Source organism: Azoarcus indigens (assembly GCF_004361735.1).
GTDB lineage: Bacteria > Pseudomonadota > Gammaproteobacteria > Burkholderiales > Rhodocyclaceae > Azoarcus > Azoarcus indigens.
Map to the genome: position 1 here is coordinate 105497 of NZ_SNVV01000014.1, position 24901 is coordinate 130397.

28 protein-coding genes are annotated in these 24901 nt (G+C 66.8%); 10 read left to right on the forward strand and 18 right to left on the reverse strand.

The features are described 5' to 3' along the window. Positions 1-137: 137 nt before the first annotated feature. Together C7389_RS16140 and rpsD are read right to left on the reverse strand one after the other, a co-directional pair. On the reverse strand, positions 138-437 hold the full coding sequence (locus tag C7389_RS16140; protein ID WP_133593326.1) for a hypothetical protein: 300 nt from the start codon (positions 435-437) through the stop codon (positions 138-140). Beyond that, entirely contained in the window at positions 437-1048 is a 612-nt protein-coding gene (gene rpsD / locus C7389_RS16145; RefSeq protein ID WP_133593328.1) for a 30S ribosomal protein S4, read from the reverse strand. The genes C7389_RS16140 and rpsD overlap by 1 nt, the downstream gene beginning before the upstream one ends. 279 nt (positions 1049-1327) lie before the next feature. Here rpsD and feoB point away from each other — a divergent pair, with 279 nt between their 5' ends. Both feoB and C7389_RS16155 read left to right on the forward strand, forming a co-directional pair. Continuing rightward, entirely contained in the window at positions 1328-3283 is a 1956-nt protein-coding gene (feoB, locus tag C7389_RS16150; protein ID WP_133593330.1) for a ferrous iron transport protein B, read from the forward strand. 5 nt (positions 3284-3288) lie between these two features. Further along, a complete protein-coding gene (locus C7389_RS16155) occupies positions 3289-3531 on the forward strand; it encodes a ferrous iron transport protein A (RefSeq protein WP_133593332.1) in 243 nt (80 codons plus the stop codon). 218 nt (positions 3532-3749) lie between these two features. Here C7389_RS16155 and C7389_RS16160 read toward each other — a convergent pair whose 3' ends face one another. The 6 genes from C7389_RS16160 to nifH form a co-directional block, all read right to left on the reverse strand. Further along, on the reverse strand, positions 3750-4022 hold the full coding sequence (locus C7389_RS16160; RefSeq protein ID WP_133593334.1) for a DUF6129 family protein: 273 nt from the start codon (positions 4020-4022) through the stop codon (positions 3750-3752). Continuing rightward, entirely contained in the window at positions 4019-4753 is a 735-nt protein-coding gene (locus tag C7389_RS16165) for a dinitrogenase iron-molybdenum cofactor biosynthesis protein (RefSeq protein WP_133593336.1), read from the reverse strand. The genes C7389_RS16160 and C7389_RS16165 overlap by 4 nt, the downstream gene beginning before the upstream one ends. Before the next feature lie 234 nt (positions 4754-4987). Beyond that, the gene (nifT, locus tag C7389_RS16170; protein WP_211165944.1) at positions 4988-5200 is read right to left on the reverse strand and encodes a putative nitrogen fixation protein NifT; all 213 of its coding nucleotides are present in this window, start codon (positions 5198-5200) and stop codon (positions 4988-4990) included. A 163-nt stretch (positions 5201-5363) separates the two neighbouring features. Further along, positions 5364-6932 (reverse strand): nitrogenase molybdenum-iron protein subunit beta, encoded by a 1569-nt coding sequence (nifK, locus tag C7389_RS16175; RefSeq protein ID WP_133593340.1) that lies wholly within the window; start codon positions 6930-6932, stop codon positions 5364-5366. A gap of 100 nt (positions 6933-7032) precedes the next feature. Beyond that, positions 7033-8508, reverse strand: coding sequence for a nitrogenase molybdenum-iron protein alpha chain (gene nifD / locus C7389_RS16180; protein WP_133593342.1), 1476 nt, complete (start codon positions 8506-8508; stop codon positions 7033-7035). A 120-nt stretch (positions 8509-8628) separates the two neighbouring features. Beyond that, the gene (nifH, locus tag C7389_RS16185; protein ID WP_133593344.1) at positions 8629-9522 is read right to left on the reverse strand and encodes a nitrogenase iron protein; all 894 of its coding nucleotides are present in this window, start codon (positions 9520-9522) and stop codon (positions 8629-8631) included. Positions 9523-9818: 296 nt separating this feature from the next. Between nifH and C7389_RS16190 the strand changes: the two genes are divergently transcribed. From C7389_RS16190 to C7389_RS16210, 5 genes are all read left to right on the forward strand, one after another. Continuing rightward, on the forward strand, positions 9819-10595 hold the full coding sequence (locus C7389_RS16190; RefSeq protein WP_211168506.1) for an NAD(+)--dinitrogen-reductase ADP-D-ribosyltransferase: 777 nt from the start codon (positions 9819-9821) through the stop codon (positions 10593-10595). A 217-nt stretch (positions 10596-10812) separates the two neighbouring features. Then, a complete protein-coding gene (locus C7389_RS16195; protein WP_133593348.1) occupies positions 10813-11661 on the forward strand; it encodes an SIR2 family protein in 849 nt (282 codons plus the stop codon). A 24-nt stretch (positions 11662-11685) separates the two neighbouring features. Continuing rightward, entirely contained in the window at positions 11686-12084 is a 399-nt protein-coding gene (locus tag C7389_RS16200) for a bacteriohemerythrin (RefSeq protein ID WP_133593350.1), read from the forward strand. 473 nt (positions 12085-12557) lie between these two features. Then, positions 12558-14201 carry a DUF3300 domain-containing protein gene (locus C7389_RS16205; RefSeq protein WP_133593352.1) on the forward strand — a complete coding sequence of 548 codons (1644 nt, stop codon included), beginning with the start codon at positions 12558-12560 and terminating at the stop codon, positions 14199-14201. 26 nt (positions 14202-14227) lie between these two features. Next, positions 14228-14791 carry a lipid-binding SYLF domain-containing protein gene (locus C7389_RS16210; protein ID WP_133593354.1) on the forward strand — a complete coding sequence of 188 codons (564 nt, stop codon included), beginning with the start codon at positions 14228-14230 and terminating at the stop codon, positions 14789-14791. 72 nt (positions 14792-14863) lie between these two features. Here C7389_RS16210 and C7389_RS16215 read toward each other — a convergent pair whose 3' ends face one another. The 8 genes from C7389_RS16215 to nifB form a co-directional block, all read right to left on the reverse strand. Further along, entirely contained in the window at positions 14864-15808 is a 945-nt protein-coding gene (locus C7389_RS16215) for an ADP-ribosylglycohydrolase family protein (protein WP_133593356.1), read from the reverse strand. A 13-nt stretch (positions 15809-15821) separates the two neighbouring features. Beyond that, positions 15822-16397 (reverse strand): nitrogen fixation protein NifQ, encoded by a 576-nt coding sequence (locus tag C7389_RS16220; RefSeq protein ID WP_133593358.1) that lies wholly within the window; start codon positions 16395-16397, stop codon positions 15822-15824. Positions 16398-16456: 59 nt separating this feature from the next. Beyond that, positions 16457-16807 carry a 2Fe-2S iron-sulfur cluster-binding protein gene (locus C7389_RS16225; RefSeq protein WP_133593360.1) on the reverse strand — a complete coding sequence of 117 codons (351 nt, stop codon included), beginning with the start codon at positions 16805-16807 and terminating at the stop codon, positions 16457-16459. Positions 16808-16854: 47 nt separating this feature from the next. Then, the gene (locus tag C7389_RS16230; RefSeq protein WP_133593362.1) at positions 16855-17142 is read right to left on the reverse strand and encodes a 2Fe-2S iron-sulfur cluster-binding protein; all 288 of its coding nucleotides are present in this window, start codon (positions 17140-17142) and stop codon (positions 16855-16857) included. A 10-nt stretch (positions 17143-17152) separates the two neighbouring features. Then, the gene (locus C7389_RS16235; RefSeq protein ID WP_133593364.1) at positions 17153-18442 is read right to left on the reverse strand and encodes an FprA family A-type flavoprotein; all 1290 of its coding nucleotides are present in this window, start codon (positions 18440-18442) and stop codon (positions 17153-17155) included. Next, a complete protein-coding gene (locus C7389_RS16240; protein ID WP_246034811.1) occupies positions 18439-18882 on the reverse strand; it encodes a thioredoxin domain-containing protein in 444 nt (147 codons plus the stop codon). Before C7389_RS16240 ends, C7389_RS16235 begins: the two co-directional genes overlap by 4 nt. A 76-nt stretch (positions 18883-18958) precedes the next feature. Continuing rightward, positions 18959-19243 carry a YfhL family 4Fe-4S dicluster ferredoxin gene (locus C7389_RS16245; protein ID WP_133593366.1) on the reverse strand — a complete coding sequence of 95 codons (285 nt, stop codon included), beginning with the start codon at positions 19241-19243 and terminating at the stop codon, positions 18959-18961. A 65-nt stretch (positions 19244-19308) separates the two neighbouring features. Further along, positions 19309-20802 carry a nitrogenase cofactor biosynthesis protein NifB gene (gene nifB, locus C7389_RS16250; RefSeq protein WP_133593368.1) on the reverse strand — a complete coding sequence of 498 codons (1494 nt, stop codon included), beginning with the start codon at positions 20800-20802 and terminating at the stop codon, positions 19309-19311. Between nifB and C7389_RS16255 the strand changes: the two genes are divergently transcribed. Then, on the forward strand, positions 20802-21059 hold the full coding sequence (locus C7389_RS16255) for a hypothetical protein (protein WP_133593370.1): 258 nt from the start codon (positions 20802-20804) through the stop codon (positions 21057-21059). The two genes, nifB and C7389_RS16255, sit on opposite strands and share 1 nt — an antisense overlap. Positions 21060-21159: 100 nt before the next feature. Continuing rightward, positions 21160-22728, forward strand: coding sequence for a YiiX/YebB-like N1pC/P60 family cysteine hydrolase (locus C7389_RS16260; RefSeq protein ID WP_162851761.1), 1569 nt, complete (start codon positions 21160-21162; stop codon positions 22726-22728). Between the two features lie 10 nt (positions 22729-22738). Here the strand turns inward: C7389_RS16260 and C7389_RS16265 are convergent, their stop codons facing one another. Beyond that, positions 22739-23488: a sulfite exporter TauE/SafE family protein gene (locus C7389_RS16265; protein WP_133593373.1), complete on the reverse strand. Its 750-nt coding sequence runs from the start codon at positions 23486-23488 to the stop codon at positions 22739-22741. A gap of 137 nt (positions 23489-23625) precedes the next feature. Here C7389_RS16265 and C7389_RS16270 point away from each other — a divergent pair, with 137 nt between their 5' ends. Then, positions 23626-24528 carry a LysR substrate-binding domain-containing protein gene (locus C7389_RS16270; protein WP_133593375.1) on the forward strand — a complete coding sequence of 301 codons (903 nt, stop codon included), beginning with the start codon at positions 23626-23628 and terminating at the stop codon, positions 24526-24528. A gap of 118 nt (positions 24529-24646) precedes the next feature. On the opposite strand, the gene C7389_RS16275 is transcribed toward C7389_RS16270, so the two are convergent. Beyond that, on the reverse strand, positions 24647-24901 hold a 255-nt coding region (locus C7389_RS16275), incomplete at its 5' end, for an NAD(P)(+) transhydrogenase (Re/Si-specific) subunit beta (protein ID WP_162851762.1).

Below are 24901 nucleotides of genomic sequence, written 5' to 3' on the forward strand. Positions count from 1 at the left end.
TTTCATCACTTCCACTTAGCTACCGGAAATGGGCATGTCAAGAAAATGCCCAGGCCGTCCTGAGGATGACCTGGGCATTTCAATACGCCATAACCCGTGATGCGGAGAGGGTTAATCCATGCCTTCCGTCGAGTCCCTCAGGAGAACGAACGGGCCGGTGCATCGGCCTGTTCGTCGCACAGCATGGTGTAGGCACGCCAGTCGTCGGTCAGACGCCCGGCGCAATCACGCACGCAGGCGGCGATGCGTGGGTCGTCTTCGATGATGCGCAGATGGGCGACGATCGCCGCGGCAATGGCCGGCGTCTGCCTGGCCGGGAAACGGGTGAGCAGGTGCAGCAGCGCGGCAAGCGCCATCTCCGGCTGGGCGCTGTAGCTCGGGCCTTCGCCCACCCGCTCCGGCGCCCGGGTGCCGCAGAGATCGTTCGCCCGGCCCATCAGATGCGCACCGCGTAGTACTCGACGACGTGCTGCACTTCCACCGGGAAGGGCACTTCGTCGGCGCCCGGCAGGCGGGTGACGGTGGCGGTGAGCTGGGCTTCGTCGTAGCTCAGCCATTCCGGCCGGGTCAGCGCCGGCTCGGCCAGGGTCTCGACCGTGGAGGGAATCTTGCGGCCCTTGGCGGTCAGGGTGATGGTGTCGCCGGCGGCAATGCGGATGGAGGGGATGTTCACCGCGCGGCCGTTGTACAGCACATGCTTGTGGCGCACGAGTTGGCGGGCGGCCACCGCAGTCGGCGCAAAGCCGGCGCGAAACACGAAGTTGTCCAGGCGGCACTCCAGCAGCTCCAGCAGCTTTTCGCCGGTGGGCGCCTTGGACTGCTTGGCTTCGCGGAACAGGCGTTGAATCTGCTTCTCGGTCAGGCCGTAGTTCAGACGCAGCTTCTGCTTCTCCATCAGCTTGACGCCGTAGTCCGACTTGCGCCGATTCTTCTGGCCATGCTGGCCCGGCGGGTAATTGCGCTCGCCCAGCGGCTTGCGGGACAAGCCGGGGAGTTCGGTGCCGAGGGCACGCATGACCTTCAGTCGCGGTCCGGTGTAACGGGACACTGCATTCTCCTTATTCAAATTAGGCTGCCTGGCCGCAGCACCGATTGCCCGCCATCCCCGGCGCAAGACGCCGCGGATGTCGAGCCGATCGCGACCGGACGACAGTTCGGATAGCAATGAGAACTATTTTCAAATAATAGCGTCTCTCAGCAACAGGTCAAGCTCCCTCTGCCGGATGGCAAAACCCCTCCGATGACAAGGCCTTGTTATTGAGACTGATTCTTGCTTTCGGGTACATTACGTTTCAGTCACCCCTCCATCCCCCCTTCCTGCCCGCTCATGACCCCTAGCGCAACACTGGACGCCACAGCCCGCACGCTGGCTCTGGTTGGCCATCCGAACGTCGGTAAATCAGTTCTGTTCCACCGCCTTACAGGCACTTACGTCAACGTCTCCAATTACCCCGGCACCACGGTGGAGGTGTCTCGGGCCGCGCCGCGTTTCGACCGCGACGCATCGCTGCTGGATACCCCCGGGGTGCTCTCCCTCCCCGCCCGCAGCGACGACGAACGCGCCACCATGCGCGCTCTGTTGCACGAAGACATGCGCACCCTCATTCAGGTGGGCGACGCCAAGAACCTTCGCCGCACGCTGAATCTCACCGCGCTGCTGGCCGAATTGGGCATACCCATGGTGCTGGCGCTGAACATGGCCGACGAGGCCAATGCCCGCGGCGTGACTGTGGACACTGCTGCGCTGGCGGAAAGCCTGGGCATTCCGGTGATCGCTACCATCGCCACCGGCGGCGAAGGTGTCGTGCCGCTGACCGATGCGCTCAAGCATGCCGCTCCGCCCGCCCCCTTGCTGCGCTACGACGACGAGACCGAGCGCGCCGTCCAGGCGGTGACTGCACTCATCGCCCGCCATGCGCCGCATCCGCGCCTGGCGGCGCGCGGCCTCGCCATCCTGCTGCTGGGCCACGACCCCGAAGTCAGTGCCTGGCTGGACGAGAAGGCCGGCGCTGGCGCGGCCGAGATCCGCAAGCTGATTACCGATACCGCCGCCGGCCGCAAGGAGCCGCTCGCCGCCCTGCTCGCCCGCGAACGCGGCCGCGCCGCCGAAGCGCTGGCCCGCACCGTGTCCAAGCAGGCCGCCGGCAAGGACCGCTCGATGGCAATGCGGGTCGGCCAGCTGGCGGTGCACCCGGTGTGGGGCTGGCCCCTCCTGCTGGCGGTGCTGTACGTGGTCTATCTCTTCGTCGGCGACTTCGGCGCCGGCACGCTGGTCGGCCTGCTGGAGGAGGACTTCTTCGGCGGCGTGCTCAACCCGGCGATGACCGACTTCGTCCAGCACTACGTCACCATCCCCTGGATCGCCGACCTGCTGGTGGGCGAATACGGCTTGTGGACCATGGGCATGACCTACGCCCTGGCGCTGATCCTGCCCATCGTCACCACCTTCTTCCTCGCCTTCGGCGTGCTGGAGGATTCCGGCTACTTCTCCCGCCTCTCGGTCATCGCCAACCGCATGTTCGCCGCCATCGGCCTCAACGGCCGCGCGGTGCTACCCATGGTGCTGGGCCTGGGCTGCGTCACCATGGCGACGCTGACCACCCGCATCCTGCAGACGCCGCGCGAGCGCCTGATCACCATCTTCCTGATGGCACTGGCGATTCCGTGTTCCGCGCAGCTGGGCGTGGTGTTCGGCCTGCTCGGCGGCATCTCCTTCAACGCCACGCTGATCTGGGCCGGCTGCATGCTGCTGGTCCTGCTGACCGCCGGTTTCCTCGCCGGCAAGCTGGTCAAGGGCCGCCGCATCCCCCTGGTGACCGAGCTGCCGCCGATGCGCATGCCGGTACTGGGCAATGTGCTGAAGAAGACCGGCGGCCGCCTGAAGTGGTACCTGGTGGAAGTGATCCCGCTGTTCCTGATCGGCACATTGCTGATGTTCATCCTTGACCGCGCCGGCGTGCTGCCCTGGATCATCAAGGCTGGCGAGCCGCTGGTGTCCGGCTGGTTGGGCCTGCCGCCCGAAGCCAGCGCTGCCTTCGTCATGGGCTTCCTGCGCCGCGACTTCGGCGCCACCGGCCTGTTCGCCCTGAGCAGCGAACTGACCATGATCCAGGCCGTGGTCGGCATGGTGACCATCACCCTTTTCGTGCCCTGCATCGCCAGCGTGATGATGATCGTGAAGGAACGGGGCATGCGCACCGCGGCCATCATGCTCGCCATCATCATGCCCACCGCCTTCTTCGTCGGCGGTGTCCTCAACCACGTCCTGCACCTCTTCATGTGAGCGCCATGAGTCAGCAAGAACGCATCCGCCTGCTCGGTACGCCGGTAGGCCGTGAAGTCCGCCTCGCCGAGTTTGGCGACGACATCGACCCGCTGCAGCGCGAGCAACTGCACGCCTATGGCCTGTCGGTGCCGCATAAGCTCAAGGTGCTGCAGCAGCATCCACTCACGGTAGTGCTGTGCGACCACGTCGAGATCGCCATCGAACACGCGGTGGCGCAACACCTCTGGGTTGAATCGGCGGCCTGACCCGGCGGCAGGAACCAGATCCGCCCGCAAACCTGAGTTGCGGGCGGATCTGGTTCCTGAAAGGAAAAATCCCCCGCGGCGAGAACCGTGGGGGATTTTCATTTGAGGCCGGCGAAACACTGCGAAGGCGCGGCGGTGAAGAGAGCCGGCAGGCCTCGGGGGTGCAACCACCAGGGCAGCCTGCTCCGCGCCCGCCCGTATCCGGCGTGCGCCCCGCTTCAGTCGTCCTCGGTCACCTCGGCGACAACCAAGCCCATCGCGCTGTCCGCATCCTTGGTCAGCGTCAGGCAGTGGTCGCCGCTGCCGATGTAGTAGAAGTTGAAACCGCTGCCTTCGAAGGCCGGCTTGAGGCGGGGCGGCACGTCGTCGTCGGAACAGGCGGCAAAACGCAGCGCTGGCCACTGGCGACGCATGGTCTCCACCGCCACATCGCCGCAGCCCAGCCGGCCGACGACCTCGGCGGCATCCTTGATCACGTTGTCGCTGATCATGCCTCGGCCTCCTCGCTGGCGTCGTACTGCAGGCTGCGCGTTTGTACGCCCAGCACCTTCGCCAGCCAAGGCGGCGGACGCTTCAGCGTGCCCTGCAGCTGGGTCAGGGCCTCGCGGGCATTTCCGCCTACCGGGAATTTCACCGGATGCACGCCAGCGCGCACCACCTTGGCCGCCGCGGGGCCGCCGATGGACTGCATGTAGGCAAGGTGACAATCGGCGATCAGTTCGGCCCGGGCGGCGTTGCGATCCTCTGCCTCATCGCAGGAAAGGGTGGAGCGGATCTCGGCCAGCCACAGGCCCCTCTCGGAGATCAGATAGATCAGGAAGCGGGCACAGGAGCCGAAGTGGCCATCCAGCAGTTCGCCGGAATTGGAGGCAACCGCGACCCGAAGCATGCCGGCGGCGTCGGGGACGTCGGCATCCAGCTTGGGCAAGCCATCTTCCACGCCTTCACCCCACAGGTAGCGCACCGCGGTCTTCAGGGCTTCGCCGTCCACGCCGGGATCGACGATTTCATCGCCCTGCAGCATGGTCTTGATGTCGGCGACGGTGACCCGCGCCAGCTTGTCGTCGGTAACCGGCAGGCCGAGGCGGTCGCCCAGCGCGCGGACGAAAGCGGGGATGTCCACACCGGGCAGGGCGCGCGCCGCCAGCGCGATGCGCAGGGCGGCCTCTCGGGACACCGGACTGCCAAGCGGCGAGCCGGCCGTACTGGAAGTGGCGTTCATGACGAGCCTCATCGGAATGCGTTCATTGCTGGAGGGTCAGCCTGCCCTCGTTGCCGGCCCGGCGGCAGGCCGCCGCTGCCGGGGTTGGCGGCGGCGGGCACCTGGCCCATCCGCTGCCGAAAGGCCGCCTTCCGTCAGGCATGAACGCATGGCCTCCATGCCATGCGCCCTTCCTCAGCGAGGCGGCAGGATGAAATAGCGAAAACCCTGCACAAACCCTGATACCGCGGACGCTCAGTCCGGCGCATCCAGGCGCTTGGCGCGGATCGTCACCGGCAGCCGCTCCGGTGGCACCTGTGGTTCGATGTAGTAGCTGCCGCCGTTGGCGAGTTTGATTTCCCCGCCCCACTTCTCGGGCGAGTCGAATTCGATGGAAGAGATGTTGTCTTCGAGGTCGCGCTTCGGCAGATAGAACACCAGCCCGCCTTGGTCGTTCTTCCGAATCATGATGTTGGCCACAACGGAACTCCTGGGTGAATGTGCCGCTCGGCGAGGTCCGAACACGGCGATCTGCAACGCGGAAAGCGAAAAGCGGCCTCCTTCCCCGGAGGGAAGGAAACCGTGGCGCCCGGCACCGCCGCCCTGAGGCGGGGCGCCGGGCCAAGCCGACTCAACGAACCAGGTCGTAGTTGTAGTCGGTGGTGCCCATGCCGCGGGTTTCGTCGTCCAGACGCTCGAGGACGGCATTCACCAGGGTGGTCAGCACATACATCGCGCCTTCGTAGCCCAGGGTGGTCATGCGGTGCAGGTGGTGACGGTCGAAGATCGGGAAGCCGAGGCGGATCAGCGGAACCTCGAACTGCTTGCCCTTGTACAGCGTGTCGCGCTGGATGTACTTGCCGTAGGAATTGCCGATGAGGAAATCCGGCTTCTCGGTGAAGCACAGCGAGCGCATGTGCCACAGGTCGTTGCCCGCGTAAATCTTGCAGGCGGCGCCTTGCGGGTAGCTGTCGAGGATCTTCTGCACAGCCTTGCTCCAACGCTTGCTGGCGTTGTTGGACAGGATGTGGATCGGCTCCGCCCCCAGTTCCAGCAGGAACTTGACCATGCCGATGACGAAGTCGGGGTCGCCGTACAGCGCGAACTTCTTGCCATGCAGCCAGGTGTGGGAGTCCTGCATCATGTCGACCAGGCGACCGCGCTCCACCGCCAGCTCTTCCGGAATCGCCTTGCCGGTGATCTCGGAGATCTTCATCAGGAACTCGTCGGTCCAGTCCAGGCCCATCGGAATGTTGAGCTTGGGAACGTCGTGGTTCCACACGGTTTCGGCGAACTTCTTCGATTTGTCCGACTGCCACGGCTGGGTGAAGATCGTGGTCAGCGCATTGGGCGCATCGGAGATCTCTTCCTGGGTGGTACCACCGGAGTACATGCGGAACTCGCCGTCGGACGGCGTATCCAGCACTTCGCTCGGGTCGGACAGCAGCGTGAAGCTGACATCCATCTGCTTCATCATGCGCTTGATGACGCGATAGTTGCCCAGGTAGGTCTCGAAGCCCGGCACGAAGTTGATCTTGCCGTTGCTGCCAACCACCTTGCCTTCCATCTTGTTCAGCGTGAAGAAGCGTTGGAAGCCTTCGAACATGTTGTCCCAGCCGGTGGTGTGGCTACCGACGAAGGACGGGGTGTGCGCGAAGGGGACCGGGTAATCCTGCGGGATGTGCTCGGCCTTCTTGGCGTTGTTGATGAAGGCGTTCAGGTCGTCACCGATCACCTCGGCCATGCAGGTGGTGGAGACGGCGATGATGTCCGGCTTGTAGATCGCCTTGGCGTTCTCCAGGCCGTCGAACATGTTCTTCTGACCGCCGAACACCGCCGCATCTTCCGTCATGGAGTCGGACACGCAGGAAACCGGCTCCTTGAAGTGACGGTTGAAGTAGGTGCGGAAGTAGGCGACACACCCTTGCGAACCGTGCACATACGGCATGGTGTTCTTGAAACCCAGCGAGCACAGCACCGCACCCAGCGGCTGGCAGGCCTTGGCGGGGTTGATGGTGATCGCTTCACGCTTGAAGTTGAGTTCCTGGTATTCCTTGGACGTGGTCCACTGGAAGGTTTCATCAACCTTGTCCGCCGGAACGCGCTCTTCGTACAGGTCCTGTTTGTTCTTCAGGTTGGCCTTGTAGTCGTCGTCGCGGAACAAGGGGTAGCACGGCTTGATATCGTCTACGGTCTGCATTTAAGGCTCCTAGACCCGGCCACCAATCTGTGGACACGGGTGCGAGTGCATTCGGTACCCCACGCGCCAGGACGGCGCATGGGGTTCATCCAAGAGGTGATCAGGCGGCAGCCTTCACTTCCTCGGTCGCTTCGGTCTTCTTCCACGGCGGGGTCTGCTTGCCCCAGCACGGGTTGTTCAGGGTCATGTCCATGTCGCGGGCGAAGATCGCGAAACCGTCATAACCGTGATACGGACCGGAGTAGTCCCAGCTGTGCATCTGGCGGAAAGGGATGCCCATCTTTTGGTAGATGTACTTTTCCTTGATGCCGGAACCGACGAGGTCGGGCTTGATGCGCTTGACGAACTCTTCCAGCTCGAAGCCGGTGACGTCGTCGTACAGCAGGGTCGCATTGCCCATTTCCTGGATGGTGCGGTCGTAGTCGTCGTTGTGGGCGAACTCATAACCCGTGCCCACGACTTCCATGCCGAGGTCTTCGTACGCGCCGATGACGTGACGCGGACGCAGGCCACCGATGTACAGCATGACGCGCTTGCCCTGGAGACGCGGCTTGTACTTGTCGACGACGGCTTGCATCATCGGCTTGTACTTGGCGATGACGCGCTCGGCACCTTCCTTGATCTTGTCGTCGAAGAAGGCGGCGATGCGGCGCAGGGATTCTTCGATCTTGGTCGGGCCGAAGAAGTTGTATTCCATCCAGGGAATGCCGTACTTCTCTTCCATGTGCCGGCTGATGTAGTTCATCGAGCGGTAGCAGTGGAGAAGGTTCAGCTTGGCCTTCGGGGTGTTTTCCATTTCGGCGATGGTGCCGTCGCCGGACCACTGGGCGATCACGCGCAGGCCCATCTCTTCCAGGAAGATACGGGAAGCCCAGGCGTCGCCGCCGATGTTGTAGTCGCCGATGATGGTGACGTCGTACGGGGTGCCTTCGAACTCCTTGCCGTCGCGGTTGGACAGCACGTAGTCACGGATGGCGTCGTTGGCGATGTGGTGGCCCAGGGACTGGGACACGCCACGGAAGCCTTCGCAGCGGACCGGCACGACAACCTTGTTGTACTGGGCGGCAGCCTTCTTGGACACGGCTTCGATGTCGTCGCCGATCAGGCCGATCGGGCACTCGGACTGTACCGAGATGCCCTTGTTCAGCGGGAACAGGCCTTCGATCTCTTCCATCGCCTTGGCCAGCTTCTTGTCGCCGCCGAAGACGATGTCCTTCTCCTGGAAGTCGGACGTGAAGTTGATTTCGGCGAAGGTGTTAACGCCGGTGGTGCCCACGTAGTAGTTGCGGCGGCCGCCACGGGAGTATTGGCCACAGCCAACCGGACCGTGGGAGATGTGGATCATGTCCTTGACCGGACCCCACACCACGCCGCGGGAACCCGCGTAGGCGCAGCCGCGGATGGTCATCACGCCGGGCAGCGACTTACGGTTGGAGGTGATGCACTTCTTGGACTGGGTGACGCTCTGGTCATTGACCGCCAGGTGCTTGGCGCGGTCCTTCTTCGCCTTCTCGGGATAAACCTCCAGCACCTCCTGGATGAGGGCGTCGGTTTCTTCGCGGGTCAGGTTCGACATCTTGCTTCTCCTTTTCATGCCGGCACCAATCTGTGCACGGCACTCAAGACAGGATTCAAGTCCGGGCGCGGCAGGCCCCGCCCGGATTCACTCGATTGAGACTTTCTGCAGCGAAGCCGATCAGGCAGCGGCGCCGGCGTTCAGCTGGGCAGCGGTCTGGCCGACGATGGACTCGTCTTCCTGTTCCATGATGCCGAACTCCATCAGCAGCTGTTCCAGCTCTTCCATCTCGATCGGGGTCGGGATGACGAGCTTGGTGTTGTTCAGCACCTTCATCGCCAGTTGGCGGTACTGATCGGCCTGCTTGTGGGTGGGGTCGTACTCGATGACGGTCATGCGGCGGATTTCGGCGTGCTGCACAGCGTTGTCACGCGGCACGAAGTGGATCATCTGGGTGCCCATGGCGGCGGCCAGGGCCATGATCAGTTCGTCTTCGCGGTCGGTGTTACGGCTGTTGCAGATCAGGCCGCCCAGGCGCACGCCACCGGAGTTGGCGTACTTCACGATGCCCTTGGCGATGTTGTTGGCCGCGTACATGGCCATCATTTCGCCGGAGCAGACGATGTAGATTTCCTGGGCCTTGTTTTCGCGAATCGGCATCGCGAAGCCACCACAAACCACGTCGCCGAGCACGTCGTAGAACACGAAGTCGAGGTCTTCGTCGTAGGCGCCTTCTTCTTCCAGGAAGTTGATGGCGGTGATAACGCCACGGCCGGCGCAGCCGACGCCGGGTTCCGGGCCACCGGACTCGACGCACTTCACACCACCGAAGCCGACGGACAGGACGTCGTCGAGTTCGAGGTCTTCCACCGAGCCGGCTTCAGCGGCCAGGTGCATCACGGTGGTCTGGGCCTTGCTGTGCAGGATCAGACGGGTGGAGTCGGCCTTGGGATCGCAACCGACGATCATGACCTTCTTGCCGGCTTCGGCCAGGGCCGCAACCAGGTTCTGGGTGGTGGTCGACTTGCCGATACCGCCCTTGCCATAAATGGCGCATTGACGCAGCTTTGCCATGTTAAAACTCTCCTCGTTGAAGAAAAAACGTCCGGGTGTCCTGGGCCCGGAAGGACATTCCCCGGCGCCCACAGCCACTACATGGCAATCGCCGTGCCAGTCGCACAAAGCAGAAACAAATGACTGTTTTCAAAGAAGAAAAATTTCATCCGACAAAGGCGTCTGCGGGGGTTTCAAGCAGCGAAGGGCGTCGTTGTTCCGACAATGCCCCCACCCTTTGTAAGGCCAACAACATCCCTTTCGAGCCTACCGCCGAGCAACTGCGCCTCAGCGTCCCGGCGGGCCGCCGCAGGCGGGTGAACCGCTGCAATCTGCCGCCCGAAGCCTTGGCCAGCCTGGCCTTCCAGCTCGGCCCCCAGGCCCTGGAACTGGATGGCGTCCTGCCGCTGCACCAATCGCTGTTCCGACAGCTGGACGACAGCGCCGACACCGAGGAAAGGGCACAGCGCTTCCAGTCCTATATGAATGCGCATTTCCTGCTGGACGACGCCCCCGCCCAGGGGCTGTCGGACAACGCCCGCATGGACCGCAGCCGGCTGGATTACCTGAGGCTGCTGCGCGGCTGGCTGTTCGATTCGGAGGGGCGCGAGGGCGCGGTGTTGAAAGCCTGGGTGGAATCGCGCTTCGGCCTGCTCGCCACCTTCCACCGCCGCAGGCTGGAGGGCGACGACACCCCCGCCCGCACCGCCTTCGACCGGGAAGCGGCCGGCGGCCTCTATGGCACCGGCGCGCTGGAAGCCCAGGTCGACCTGCTCTACGCCTGGGCGCAATACGAACTCCGCCGCCGCCTGCCCGGCCATAGCCACCTCACGCTCTACCGCGGCTTCTCCGGCCAGCAGGTGATGGAGCCGCTGGTCCGGCTGGAGCACGGCCGCTCATTGGTGGCGCTGAACAACCTCAGCTCCTTCTCCAGCAACCGCGAGCGGGCGGACGAGTTCGGCGACCGCATCGTCGCCTGCGCCATCCCGCTGGAAAAGGTGCTCGCCTTCACCCGCCTGCTGCCTGGCCGGCTGCAGGGCGAGGACGAGTACCTGGTGATAGGCGGCGTGGTGATGGTCGAACAACTGGCCTGAACTGCCTTGCCTGCCGCCCGCTGTCGCAAAGCCGACAACTGCGCCACGGCACGCCGACATCAACCGCTGGCATCCCGCGGCAGCCACAGCCGCGCTTCTGTGCGTTGCGCGCCACTGCGGCAGCCGCGTGCCCCAGCGCGCCAATGGCATCGTTCTTGCGGTTTCACAGTCCGGAGCGGCCCAGACCGCTTCGCCCGACCTCGACAAGGAAACTCCCATGAACGCTGTCTTCGATCAGATCCGGGCCGGCCTCGCCGCAGGCGAAGTCGTCCCCTTCATCGGCGCCGACGCGCTCGCCGACGTCACCCACGCGGGCGACGGCCGCAAGATTCCGGCCACCAGCGACGAACTCATCTACTCCCTCAACAACGGCCAGCCGATGGCACCGCGCCTGATGTACGAGTTCCCCCGCGCGGCCATGAACGTTGAACTCAAGCGCGGCCGCAGCGCGGTCAACCGCTGGCTGGAGCAGACCTATGGCGACAACAGCTGGTCGGAAGCCTCGCTGCACCGCTGGCTGGCCGAGCAGAAGCTGCCCTACATCGTCGACATCAACCGCGACACCGGCCTGCAGAAGCTCTACGCCAACCGGCCGCACACCCTCATCGCCGGCGTTGCCCGCATCGCCGGCACCGCCTACCGCTACAAGCTCTACAAACACGATGGCGAGAAGTACAGCGCCGCGGTGGACGAGAGCGAGATCGACCCGGCCGCGCCCATCCTATTCAAGCCCTGTGGCAGCCCGTGGCCCGAAGGCAACTGGATCGCCTCGGATGCCGACTTCGTCGACTACATCACCGAGCTGATGGGCGGCTTCGCCATCCCCGGCTTCCTCAAGCAGCGCCGCGTCGGCCTCAAGTACTTGGTCGCCGGCATCCGCCTGAACCGCGACACCCAGCGCATGCTGCTTTCCGACATCATCTTCAGCGCCGCGCAACCTGCCGGCTGGGCGCTGATTCCGGGCGCCAACGACAAGGAGAAGCGCTTCTGCGCCCGCCTCGGCCTCACCGTCATCGACGCCGACGTGCGCGAACTGGCCGGCCTGCCGCTGGCCGAGGCCGCCTGAGCGCCGCCGCCCGAGCGTAACCCGATGAGCATCTTTGTCTGGGACGACGCCCGCCACGCCCTCGGCGTGGCGGAAATGGACCACACCCACCGCGAATTCATCGAACTCGCCGACCGCCTCGCCACCGCCGACGACAACGCCTTCCCCGCCCTGTTCGCCACGCTCCTGGACCATACCCGCAGCCACTTCTCCGCCGAAGACGCCACCATGAAGGCCACCCGCTTCAGCGCCATCGGCGAACACATCGGCGAGCACCAGCGGGTACTGATGGAGCTGCGCCAGTTCAACCGCAGCGTGCAGGCCGGACGCATGCGCATGGCCCGTGCCTATGTGCGCGAGAATCTGCGCGACTGGTTCAACCTCCATCTGGCGACCATGGACTCGGCGCTGGCCGCACACCTGAAACAGATCGGCACACGCTGAAACGCCAGGGCGGAAGCATCCACCCGGCCTCGGCGCCTGCCGGTCGGCAACGCCGCCTCCGGCGCTCCCCGACCGGCAGCCCCCCGCGAGCCGCAGCACAACCTTCATCCCGAAGGCATGAATGCCGCGCCGTGGCTGTTGCAAGAAGGCCAGGATGCGAAGCCGTCGCTCCGCCCTGACACCAAACCCTGTGGGGATTTCCTCAGGGAGGTCGCGCGTCCTCCTCTAAGCTGGAGCTCCCGGAGCGCCTCCGCCCACCCGCGCTTGCGTGGCGGGGCAGCGCGGCTCGCCCTCGCACCCAGGTCCGTTCCCCGACGGTGCGCAACTTGCGCCAACGCCCCTGAAAACCCGCGGAAATCCTTGAAACACGCTTTACAGCCGGTCACATACTGAGAGCCGCAAGCGCTATCAATGCGGAAAGTGGCCGCCTATGCTGGCTTTCCCGAGAACAGCCTTTCTGGCGGAGAAGCACCATGCGTCGCTTCCTACGTGACGTTGCCCGCGGCCTGCTCGTCACCCTCTGTCTGCTGATGACCGCCCACGCCCAGCAGGATGAGGACCGCCTCGCGCGGATGGACCAACTGCTGGCGCCCATCGCGCTCTACCCGGATGCGCTGCTCAATCAAATCCTGATGGCATCCACCTACCCCGCCGACGTGATCGAAGCCGCCGGCTGGTCGCGCGCCAATCCCGAACTCAGCGGCGACGAAGCGGTACGCGCAGTGTCGCGCTATGACTGGGATCCCAGCGTGCAGTCGCTGGTCGCCTTCCCCCAGGTACTGGCCACGCTGGAAAGCCAGCCCGACTGGGTGCAGGAGCTGGGCGACGCCTTCCTCGCCGAACCCGGACTGGTCATGGACAGGGTGCAATACCTGCGCCTGCAGGCCCGCCGCAGCGGCAAACTGGTGAGTAATACCCGACAGCGCGTCATCGTCGAAAACGGCCCTGCCAATGGCGTCCGGCGCGAGGTCATCGTCATCGAGAGCGTGCGGCCCACGGTGGTCTACGTGCCGGTATACGACCCGGTGGTGGTGTTCGGCCCGTGGTGGTGGCCGGCCTTCCCGCCCTACCATTTCGCTCCGCCGCCTCGTTACGGAATGTCTCTGCAGTTTTACGGCGGCATCGGCTTCGGCGTCGGCGTTTTCATCACCGACGCACTGTGGAGCCATAGCGACTGGCATCGCCGCTATGTGCTCATCGACGTGCCACGCTACAACCGCCTCTACCGCGCCCACCCGCTGCCCCCCGCCTATGACCGCCGCCCCTGGACGCACGACCCGGCCCATCGCGGTGGCGTGGCCTACCGAGACCTGAAGGAGCGCGACCGTTTCATGCCCGCGCCCGGTTTCGGCGGCACCGCCCGCCCCGACGGACGCCGCGACAATCGCCCGGACGGCGCGCCGGGCTTGCGCCCCGACAAGCAGCCTCCTCGGCCGGGGGAAGGCTGGCGGTCCGCAGCCCGCGCCGACGATTCGCGCCAGGCGCAGCGCGAGCGCGCTCAGGAGATGTTCCGTGAGCGGGGCGGCTTCGGCAGCCCTGACGGCAACGAGGAGCGCCGCAACCGCGGCAACGACGAATTCCGCCGCAACGATGCTCCGCAACCGGGGCGCAGGCTGGAAACCGCCCGTCCGGGCGAAGAGCGCCGGCCAGCCGAAGAACGCGGCCGGGGCAACGACGACCGCCGGGAACGTGCCCGCCCCGATCCCGGCCCTGCCTTTGGCGGCCATGGCGCCAACCTGTCGGAGCGCCCCGGCCGCGGATCAGAAGGCGCCCGGCAGGAAGATCGCCGTGGCCCGGACCGCCGCGTCACGGCCACCCGCCCGCCCGAAGCGCGGCCGACGCCGGGGCCGGATTTCCGCCCCGCTGCCGGCTTCACCCCCGGCTATGGCCGAAACGGCCATCCGCAGGGCGTCGAACGTGGCAATGGCGGCCCGCCGCGCGAGGGCGGCAGACCCGAAGCGGGTGCGCAGGAGCGTCGCGCCGGCCCACCGCCCGCCGCACAGAGAGAAGAGACGCACGGCGGCCCGCCCCGCGGCGATCGCGAAGGCCGCGGCGACGGCGGCGGCCGGCCCAATCCCGGGAACCGCCCGGAGGCGCGCAACAACAACGACCGTTGATTCCCTGCAGAGAGATGGAGTTTGCGATGTTCCCGCGTAGTCGCACCACCCTGGCCCTGCTCCTCCTCGCCACCGCGTCCCCCACGGCGCAGGCGGCAGACGAGGCCGCACAGCAACGGGCGGAGATCCACCGCATGTGCGATGAAGCCCTGTCCACCCTATATGCCGCACGCCCGACCGCCCGCACCATCGTCGCCCGCTCCGCCGGCTACGGCTGCTTCTCCGGCTTCGGCGTCTCGCTGCTGCTGGGCGGCGCCGGCGCCCGCGGCATGGTGCGGGACAATGCCAGCGGAGAGGTGGTGTACATGAACATGGGCCAGGCTAGCGCCGGGCTGGACATCGGCATCAAGGACTACCGTGAGGTGCTGGTCTTCCGCGACCGCGAGACCATACAGCGTTTCGTCGAGTCCGGCTGGCAGATCGCCGGCACTGCGAACGCTACCCTCAGGGTGAGCGATCGCGGCCTCGCCAGCGAGATCACCGAGGCCCTGCGCGATCCCATCGCCATCTACCCGATGACCCGCGCCGGCCTGGCGGCGGGCGTGGCCGCCGGCGGCCGCCGTTACTGGCGCGACGAACAGATCAACTGAGGATAGACGGAGGCCGGCGCGCTGGTGGCGGGCATTTCCGGCAACGGCCGCCATGCTGCGGCTTCGCCTGCCTCAATCCGCCAGCACCGCGTCCTCCGCCAGGCGCGCCCGATAACCCGGCGACAGCGCCAGCAGTTCGGTCGCCAGGCGCACGCACTTTCCCCGCACCGCAGCCTTCACCGCTTGGCGCAAGTGTCGCGGCAAGCCGGTCTCCCCGCACAGTGCCCCCATCACCATGCCGGCGATGGCGCCTGTGGTATCGGCGTCGCCGCCGCGGTTGACGATGTCCACCAGCACCGCCTCGAAGCCATCGTTGCCGTCCATGGCCTGGAACACCGCGCGCAGGGTATCGACGATGTAGCCGCTGGGGTTCTCGCAGCGACGGTCGCGGAAGACGAAAGCCGGCTGCTCGGCGACCAGGGCGTGGGCTTCGGCGATCACCGCGCCGATGCCGCCACCGCCCATGGCCGCCTGCACCATGCGCACCACGCTGCGGGTGGCGGCGTCGGTGAGCGGGTTATGGTGGGTGACGCGCCCCTGGCGGTCCGCCGCGGCAACGATGTCCTCCTCGGGCGCGCCATACAGCGCCAGCGCCACCGGCAGGCAGCGCATGGCTGCGCCGTTGCCGGCGTCTTCAGACTGCGGCGCCTCGGCGCTGCCGTACTTGCGCCAGCGCAGGATGCCGCGGCGCACGGTATTGCCGATGTCCACCGGCTTGGCGCGCATCCAGCCGTCGAAGGCGCGGGCACAGGCGGCAGCGTCCGGCTCGGCGCCGGCTGCCAGCCAGGCTTCGGCCAGGGCGAAGGTCATGGTGGTGTCGTCGGTCACCTCGCCCGCCGGCAGGCGCAGCCAGCCGCCGCCGCGGATGCGGTCGTGCACGCCGTACTGCGCGGCGATCTCGCGCGGCGTCATGAACTCCACCGTGGCGCCCAGCGCGTCGCCTATCGCCAGGCCCAGCATGGCACCGCAGGCGCGATCCAGCAGCACCGCGGGATCGGGCACGAAGCCGGGCGTCATCGTCGGCGCGGCCTTACTCTTCCGGGCCGAAACAGGCAGCGAAGTCCACACAGGCTTCGCAAGAAGGCGAGGTGCAGACGTAGATGCCTTCGCGCTGGCACAACTCGCGGTAGAGGAATTTCTTCCACTTCATGTCGCGGGTGTTGGCCGCCGCCAGTTCCGGGAAGTTGATGGCGATGAGCTGCGACAGCTCGCGCCGCGACGGCAGGCCGAGGTCCTGCCACAGGTGGTCGGAGCCCATGCAGCCAGTGGCGAGCACGATGGCCATGTCGTCCGCGCTCTCGGCCACGTCGTCGGCATGGCAGCCGATGAAGCGCACCAGATCCTCGAACTCCGGGTAGAGCGTGAGCGCCGGGCCGAAGTCGGTCTTGGGCTGCCAGGCGAGGCCGGGGAAGTGGCGCGCCATCAGGCGGGCGAAGCGCGCAGCGCCGAGGCCGAGGTCGGACGGCAGCACGCCGTCGCCCAGCGTCCAGCCGGCGATCAGGTGGGCGAGAAACTCGTCGTTCGGCGTGCCGGCGGCATGGCGCATGAGATGCGCATGCAGGGCAACGCGCGCCGGCGAAGGACGGTGGCTGAGTGGAGCGAGCATGGCGGAACTCCTCATCGGAATCGGGGCCGCGTCCGCCGAAACGGGCGCGGCCGCTTCGGTCAGTATTCGACCAGCAGATCCTCGTCCCGCAGGACGAGCTGACAGGCCAGTCTCCAGGGGGTGGTGGGCACATCCTCCACCCGCATCTTCTCGATCTCCGCGTCGGAGATCTTCTTGTGCTCCTTCAGCACCTGCACTTCCTTGTCGGTCAGCGGGCCGGCCATCGCGCCTTTCTTCGACAGCACGGTGACCTTGATCAGACAGGTTGCGCACTCGCCGTCCTCACAGGAGAAATCGATGGGGATGTGGTTCTCCTTTGCAATCTTGAGGATGGTCTGGGTGTGGGAGCCGGCGACGGCATACACCGTCTTGTCCCTGTGGATGGGGCTGGAAAACATCACGTTCGGCATGGTTGAACTCCTGGTGAATGGTGAATCTCTCTGTCAGGGTCTGGGGTTCAGCCCGGCCGCACTACGACGTGGCCGCCCAGCACCTGGGCCTGACAGGCGAGGCGGTTGCCGATGCCGGCGAAGTTCTCCTTCAGCACCTTGTCTTCCAGCACCGAGGGGTTGGCGAGGTTCTCGCTGCCGCCGACGATCTTCATCATGCAGGTGCCGCACTCGCCTTCCCGGCAGCCGTAGGTGATGCCGGCGCCGACCTTTTCCGAGACTTCGATGAGACGGGTACCTGCGGGCACGGTGACGGTGACTTCGATGTCTTCGAAGGTGACCTGGGCCTTGGGCATGGAATGACTCCTAAGCAGAAAGCGCCTGGGGCGCGGTGAAATCGATATGGCGGGGGCCGGCACGGCCCACCAGTTGCTCGGCCAGGTCGCGGCCGAAGGCGGCGCACTCGGCCAGTTCCTCAGCGGTGGGGATGAGCTTCACCTTCACGCCGGATCGCGGCACCCGCAGCTTGAGCCCGCGCAGGCGGTCCTCGATCAGGCCGACCGCCTCGCCGCTCCAGCCATAGGAGCCGAAGGCGCCGCCGAGCTTGCCCTTGACCTTGACCAGGGTGAGCGAGGAGAGCAGGTCCCACACCGGCTTGACCGCGTCGCCGTTGATGGTCGGCGAGCCGAACAGCAGGCCATCCGCTTCTTCGATGAGATCCGCAAAGGGGCCCGGCTCGCCGCCGACCAGGTCGTACAGCGATACCCGCACGCCATCCACGCCCTCGGCGCCGTCGCGCACCGCCTGCGCCATGCGCGCGGTGTTGCCGTAGGCGCTGATGTAGAACACCAGCAGGGTCTTGGCGCGGCCGGCGGCCTCGTTGGCGAGCAGCGGTTCGGCCAGTTGGCGGTAGCGGCGCACATAGGTCTGCGGGTGGTCGCGCAGCACCGGGCCGTGGGCGGGGGCGATCAGGCGGATGGGGAGCGGCTCGATCAGCCCCAGCGCCTGCAGCACGAACTCGCGGAAGGGCCGCATGATGTGCTGGTAGTAGTAATCGAAGGAGAAGCGGAAATCACCGGCACGGTCGTTGAACAGGCGGGCATCGCAGAAATGGCAGCCGAAGACGTCGCCGGAAAACAGCAGACCGTCCTCTTCCACCCAGGTGCATTGGGTGTCCGGCCAGTGCAGGTAAGGCGTGGGCAGGAAGCGCAGGCTGCGCCCGCCCAGTTCGACCCGGGTGTCGTCGGTGACGGCGACGATGCGCGCTGGGTCCAGGCCATCCTTGAGCAGGCCCTTGAGCATGCCCAGCGCCGGCCGCGAGATGTACAGCGGCGCCTGCGGCGCGGCGGCCAGCAACTCCGGCAGCGCACCGGAGTGGTCCGGCTCCAGGTGATTGAGGACGATGGCGCGGATCTCTTCCGGCTTGCAGCAGGCCCACAGACGGGCGAAGAAATCGCCGGCGAAGTCCTCCTTCACCGTGTCTATCACCGCCACGCCGTTGTGGCCGCGCACCGCGTAGGCGTTGTAGCTGGTGCCGTTGGCGGTGCGCAGGATGATGTCGAACTGGCGCATCTCGGGGTCGAGCGCGCCCACCCAATGCACACCGGGGGCGACCGCCACCGGCCTGCCGGGGATGACGGCATCCGCCAGGCTCATGCCTGCACCGCCGCTGGCGGCGGACAGTAGGCGGCGGGCGCGTCACCGTGGGCGCAGCCCTCCGGCGCCGGGCCTTCGGCCAGGGCCACACCTTGGGCCGCCAGCCAGGCGGTGTCGAAGCCGCTGGCACGGGCGTTGCCGATCTCCATCAGCGGCCGGCGGATCAACAGCGGCTCCGCCGCCAGGCGCTCCAGCGCCGCCTCCGGCGTGAAGGCGGGCGGCACCACCGCGCCGGACTTCACCGCCGGAGCGGCCGGGTTGAACCATTCGGCCACAGGCCGGCGGCCGAGGAAGCCGGCCAGGCGGGCGGGCGTCCACGGCTCGGTCAGTAGGTCGCGGACTTCGACCTCGCAGCCGGCCGCCTGCAGCAGGCGGATCTGGCGGGTATTGGTGGCACAGCCGGGCTTCCACCAGAAGCGGATAGGCACAGTCGTCGTCACGACAGCCTCCTTTCGGTTGCCGCGGGTGTGCGCTCACCCGCGGGGATGCGAAGGCGCGCGAATCGCGCGCCGGGGGTCAGCTACGCACCACGGTGCCGGTGGTGTTGTATTCCTCGATGAGATGCAGCGGGATGCCGGTCAGCGAGCCCAGCGGGTTCAGCGGATCGCCGATCTCGTCGACGATGGCCGCCTCGATCGGACAGATCTCGGCGCACTGGGGCTTGTCGTAGTCGCCCAGGCATTCGGTGCACTTGTTCGGATCGATGGTGAAGACCGGGTTGCCGGCGCTGATCGCCTCATTCGGACAGAGCGGCTCACAGGCGTAGCAGCCCACACAGACTTCGGTGATTTCGAGTGCCATTTGCTGCCTCTCGGATAGCTAGGGGGAGAAAGCCCCCGCGGCCCGCGCCGCGGGGGTCGGCGCACTCAGGCCGCGGCCTTGGCGGCGGCCGGCTGATCCAGCTTGCCGGCGGCCGCCAACTCGTCGTACACCGCGCGGATCGCCTCTTCGATCGGCTCCATCGCATGCTCGCCGTTGGGTTGGATGCCGGCCTTCTCCAGGTCGGCCCAGGGCTCGAAGCCGATCTTGCTGGCCAGCAGCACTTCCACCCCTTCCAGGCTCTTGATGATCTGGCCGAGTACCGTCTCGCCGTCGCCACAGGACTCGTCGCCCATGCAGTAAGCGGTGCACTTGCGATGGCCGAGGAAGCGGTGGCCAGCGCTGTCGACCTCGTACACCAGGAACTCGTGGGCGTGGCCGAAGTGCTCGTTGATCACGCCGCCGCCCTTGCTGGCGATGGCGATGCGGATGGGACGGGTGGCGGGCTTGTCGGCGGCCTCCGCCTCGAACTTGGGCGCGGCCTTGAGGGCGCGCTTCATTTCCAGCTCGGAGGTGATCGCCTGGTGGACCTTGGCGCGCTCCACCATGGCGGTGGCGTAATCGACTTCCATCTCGTCGATCTTGTCGAGGGTGAACTCCTCGCCGCGATCCTCGCCCAGCAGGCCGACCGCGTCGGCGCGGCACTGGCGGCAGTGACGCATCATCGACATGTCGCCGGAGCAGGAATCCTGCAGGGCCTCGAGTTCCAGCGGCGTCGGTTCGCGCTGGCCCATGATGCCGTAGTAGGTGCCATGCTCGGCTTCGGCGATCAGCGGCATCACGTTGTGCAGGAAGGCGCCCTTGGCCTTGACGATCTTGGAGACTTCCTTCAGGTGCTCGTCATTCACGCCCGGGATCATCACCGAGTTGACCTTCACCAGGATGCCGCGCGAGGTCAGCATCTCCAGGCCCTTCTGCTGCTGCTCGATCAGGATCTTCGCGCCCTCGACGCCGAAGATGCGCTTGTTCTCCCAGAAGATCCACGGGTAGATCTTGGCGCCGATCTCCGGGTCGACCGTGTTGATGGTGATGGTGACGTGGTCGATGTTGTGCTTGGCCAGTTCATCCACGCTCTGCGGCAACGAAAGGCCATTGGTGGACACGCACAGCTTGATGTCCGGCGCTTCTTCGGAGAGGCGGCGGAAGGTCTCGAAAGTACGTTCCGGGTTGGCGAGGGGGTCTCCGGGTCCGGCGATGCCGAGCACCGTCATCTGCGGAATCGCGGCGGCAACCGCCAGCGTCTTCTTCACCGCCTGCTCCGGGCTCATCACCTCGGACACCACGCCCGGGCGGGATTCGTTGGAGCAGTCGTACTTGCGGTTGCAGTAGTTGCACTGGATGTTACAGGCCGGGGCCACCGCCACATGCATGCGGGCGAAGTAGTGGTGAGCCTCTTCGGAATAACAGGGATGGTCCTGCACTTTGCTGCGGATGTGATCCGGCAGGTGGCCCAGGGCATCGGGCGCAGTGCCACAGCCGCTGGAGCTGCACCCGCCACCCGAGGCCTCGGGCGCGGAATTGCTGATAACCGGGAGTTCCATTGTCGATCCCCTTTAGCGAAGTCGTACGGCAGGACTTCCGCAAGGGGCGTGCCAGTGCACTTTCCGCCACCATCCCATTGAAAATAAAGAAATATCTAAATTTCATCAAGCGCAACTTGTCGGCTAGACCACAGCTTTTCATGTGCGACTCCAAACAAGTCGCGGTCGACAAGCCGCCCGGCGCGAGAGCACTGCGCGCGGCATCCCGCGAGCCCGGCCGGCAGCGTGGATTTGCCCCCGCTCCGGCGCGCGCCTAAGATCCCGCCCTGCGATGCCATGCACCTAGCCGGGAGACATGCGAGGACGCCATGCGCATCACCCCGGCCGTTCCCCGCAACGCTTCCGCCCCTCGCCGCCATGCCCGCTCAAACGCCCCGCCGACTGCTCACCGCCACCGTCATTGCCGCCCTGCTCAGCCTCGCGCAGGGTTGTGCCAGCTCGGGAGAGGGCAGCCGCAGCACCGCGGCGGACGTCCCCGGCCTGGATCCGCTGGCGCTCAAGCTCTCCAGCTGCAGCGCCCCGGCAGCGGGGCTGGATCGCGCGGCGATGACGCAAACCCTGGCGGACTACCAGCAACTGTCGGAAGAAGCGTTGAGCCTGCGGGCGCAAGCCATCCGCCTGTACCACGAGCTGGACGCCAAGACCGCCCGGCGAGAGGCCCTGAACGGCCACGACCTGCAGCGCCTCAACAGCGGCGCCGCCGCCCTGCTGGCCCAGCGCAAGGCTCTGCTGCAGGTGGCCTTCGCCCATGAGTGCTGGCTGGATGGCGAGGAAGATGCGGCCGCCGCCGACGCCCGCGCCGTACGCCGCGCCGGCATCCTGATGTCGCTGGCCGCCGCGCTCACGCTGTACGACAACTACCTGTCGGCCATCTCGCTGTACCACGACGACACCGCGCTGCGACAGCACCTGAACCGGCGCGACAGCGGCTTCGACATCGACCACAACGAACTGGACCGCATCACCAGCGCCTTCTCCTCGCCGGCCTATCGCCAGCGGGTGCGCCGCGGCCTGGAGTGGTACGAACGCAATGCGGCGATGGCGGATACCGACAACATCGAAGGCAGCGCCTACCTGCAGCGCCTGATAGCACAGAGCCCCTCCTACCAACTGGTGCGCCGCAGCAGCCCGCTGCAGGAGTTCGGCACCCATGTCGGCCTGCTGCGACTGGCCGCCAACGATGCGCTCACCAGCCTGCGCAGCGAGGGCGTGAACCTCTCCAGCCTGCTGTTCGGCAACACCATAGGTCTGATCGAAACCCGTCGCGGCAAGCTGGACAAACGACCGGAGGTGCTGGCGCAGGTCAGCCGGCAGCTGCGCGCCGGCGACATCCTGCTGGAGAAGACGCCCTTCCGCCTCACCGACACCTTCATCCCCGGCCACTGGGGCCACGCCGCCATCTGGATAGGCAACGAAGCCGAACTGCGCCAGCTCGGCATCTGGGAACACCCGGTGGTGCAGGCCTACCAGGCGGAGATACGCGCCGGCCACGGCGTCGTCGAAGCGCTGCGCTCCGGCGTGGAGATGAACCCCATCGCCGCCTTCCTCAACATCGACGACCTGGCGGTGCTGCGCGGCGAACAGCTGAGCGAGGCCGAGCGCGCCAGCGTCGTGCTGCAGGCGCTGCGCCAGGTCGGCAAGGCCTACGACTTCAACTTCGACGCCGAGACCACCAAGCGGGTGTTCTGCTCCAAGCTGGTCTACCTCGCCTACGGCGACATGCAATGGCCCACCGCCCGCGTGTTCGGCCGCGTCACCATCAGCCCGGACAACATCGCCGCCCGCGCCGTCGGCGACGGCCCGCTCAGCGTCGCCCTGCTCTACCACGACGGTCGGGAGATCACCGAGGATCCGCGCGCCCTGCTGGCGCAGCTGACCCACAGCGGCCCGGAGCGCGTCGCCCGCAGCGAAACCGCCGCGCGCTGAAGCGCGGCGCCTAGAACCCAGCGCGCAGCAGCAGGTAGCCGCCCAGTGCCAGCAGCCCCCAGAAGAACAGCCGGCGGAACAACGCCGGCGCCAGGCGCTGGCGCAAATACTGCCCCAGCATCATCCCGCCCAGCGCCGGGAACAGCGCCAGCAGCGACACGCCCGCCTCCTCCGCCCCCATCAACCCGCCTGCGCCCAGACCCAGCAGCAGCGCCACGGTGGACACGGTGAAGGACACCCCCAGCGCCTCCACCAATTGCTCCCGCTGCAGCCCCAGCCCCTGCAGATAAGGCACCGCCGGCAGCACGAACACCCCGGTGAGCGCACTCACCAGCCCGGTCGCCACGCCCACCGGCAGCGCCAGCTTCTGCTCCAGCGCCGGAGGAACATGCAGATTGCGCCCGGCCAGGCCGACCAACCCGTACAGCACCAGCGCCAGCCCCAGCGCCTTGCCCGCCCAGGGCGCATCCGCGCCGGGCAGCCAGGCGATGCCCGCCCAGGTGCCGGCGAAGATGCCCACCGACAACCAGCGGAAGCGGTATAGCGCCGCCCACGGCGCCGGGCCGGTGGCCAGCTGCAGCACATTGGTCAGCAGCGAGGGCGCGAGCAGGAAGACCACCGCCTGCGAGGGCAGCATCACCAGCCCCAGCAGGCCCACCGCAACCGTCGGCAGGCCCAGGCCGATGACGCCCTTCACCAGCCCGGCGAGGGCGAAGACGAAGGCGATGAAGCACAGCAGCAGCGGCGAATTGAGTTCCATAGAGCCATCATGCCCGCGCCGCCCGCCGACCCGGAATGCGGAATCGCCGCGGCCAGCCTTCGGCCGGAACGAAGGCTGAACGCCGCCGCTCATGGCACCATGCGGCCTTCCCCGCTCCCTGCCACGGAAAGCCCGCCATGCGCTTCGACCTGAGCGACCTCAAGCTCTTCCTTCATGTGCTGGAAGCCGGCAGCATCACCGCCGGCGGCAACCGCGCCCATCTGTCGCTGGCCTCCGCCAGCGCCCGGCTGAAGAACATGGAAGACGCGCTGGGCGTGGCCCTGCTGCTACGCGACCGCCGCGGCGTGCGGCCAACGCCGGCCGGCATCGCCCTCGGCCACCACGCCCGTTGCGTGATGCAACAGATCGAATGCATGCGCGGCGAGCTGGGGGAGTACGCCCGCGGCCTCAAGGGCCATGTGCGGCTGCTATGCAACACCGCCGCGCTGAGCGAGTTCCTGCCGCAGGCGCTGGCGCGCTTCCTCGCCGCCCAGCCCAACATCGACATCGACCTGGAAGAGCGCCTCAGCCACGAGATCGTGCCGGCGGTGCTGGACGGCAGCGCCGACCTCGGCATCATCTCCGACGCCGCCGATGCCGCCGGGCTGCAGCGCTACCCCTTCCACGACGACCGCCTGGTGGTCGTCACCGGCAAGACTCATCCGCTCGCCGGCCTGCGCCGGGTCGCCTTCGCCGACACCCTGGCGCACGACTTCGTCGGCCTCGCCGGCGACGCCGCCCTCAACGCCTACCTCGCCGGCCATGCCGCCCAGGCCGGCCGGCGGCTGCGCTACCGGGTGCGGCTGCGCAGCTTCGACGCCATCTGCCGCATGGCCGAGAGCGGCGTCGGCATCGCCATCGTGCCGGAGACCTCCGCCCGCCGCTGCCGCCGCGCCATGGCCATACGCTGCGTGCCGCTGAGCGACGCCTGGGCGATGCGTCGGCTGCTGCTGTGCGTGCGCGACGCCGCCGCGCTGCCGGCCCATGCGCGGCAGCTGCTGGACCACCTGCGTGCTGACAGGCCGGGCAAGGCGGGCTGAGCCGCAGCGCAACGCCCTCACCCGCAGAAAACAAAACGGCCCTGTTCCCAATCGGGAACAGGGCCGCTCAGGCGCTTGCGCCCGCAGCCAGCCCGGTCTCCCGGGCCCGCCTGCGCGCTTACCCCTCCAGCGCCTTCACATGCGTAATGACCTCGGCAATCGCCTGCTGCGCGCTGCCGTAGAGCATTCGGCAGTTGTCCTTGTAGAACAGCGCATTCTCGATCCCCGAGTAGCCCGCGCCCTTGCCGCGCTTCACCACGATCACGTTCTGCGCCATGTCCACGTTCAGGATGGGCATGCCGTAGATCGGGCTGCTCTTGTCGGTGCGCGCCACCGGATTGACCACGTCGTTGGCGCCGATCACCAGTGCCAC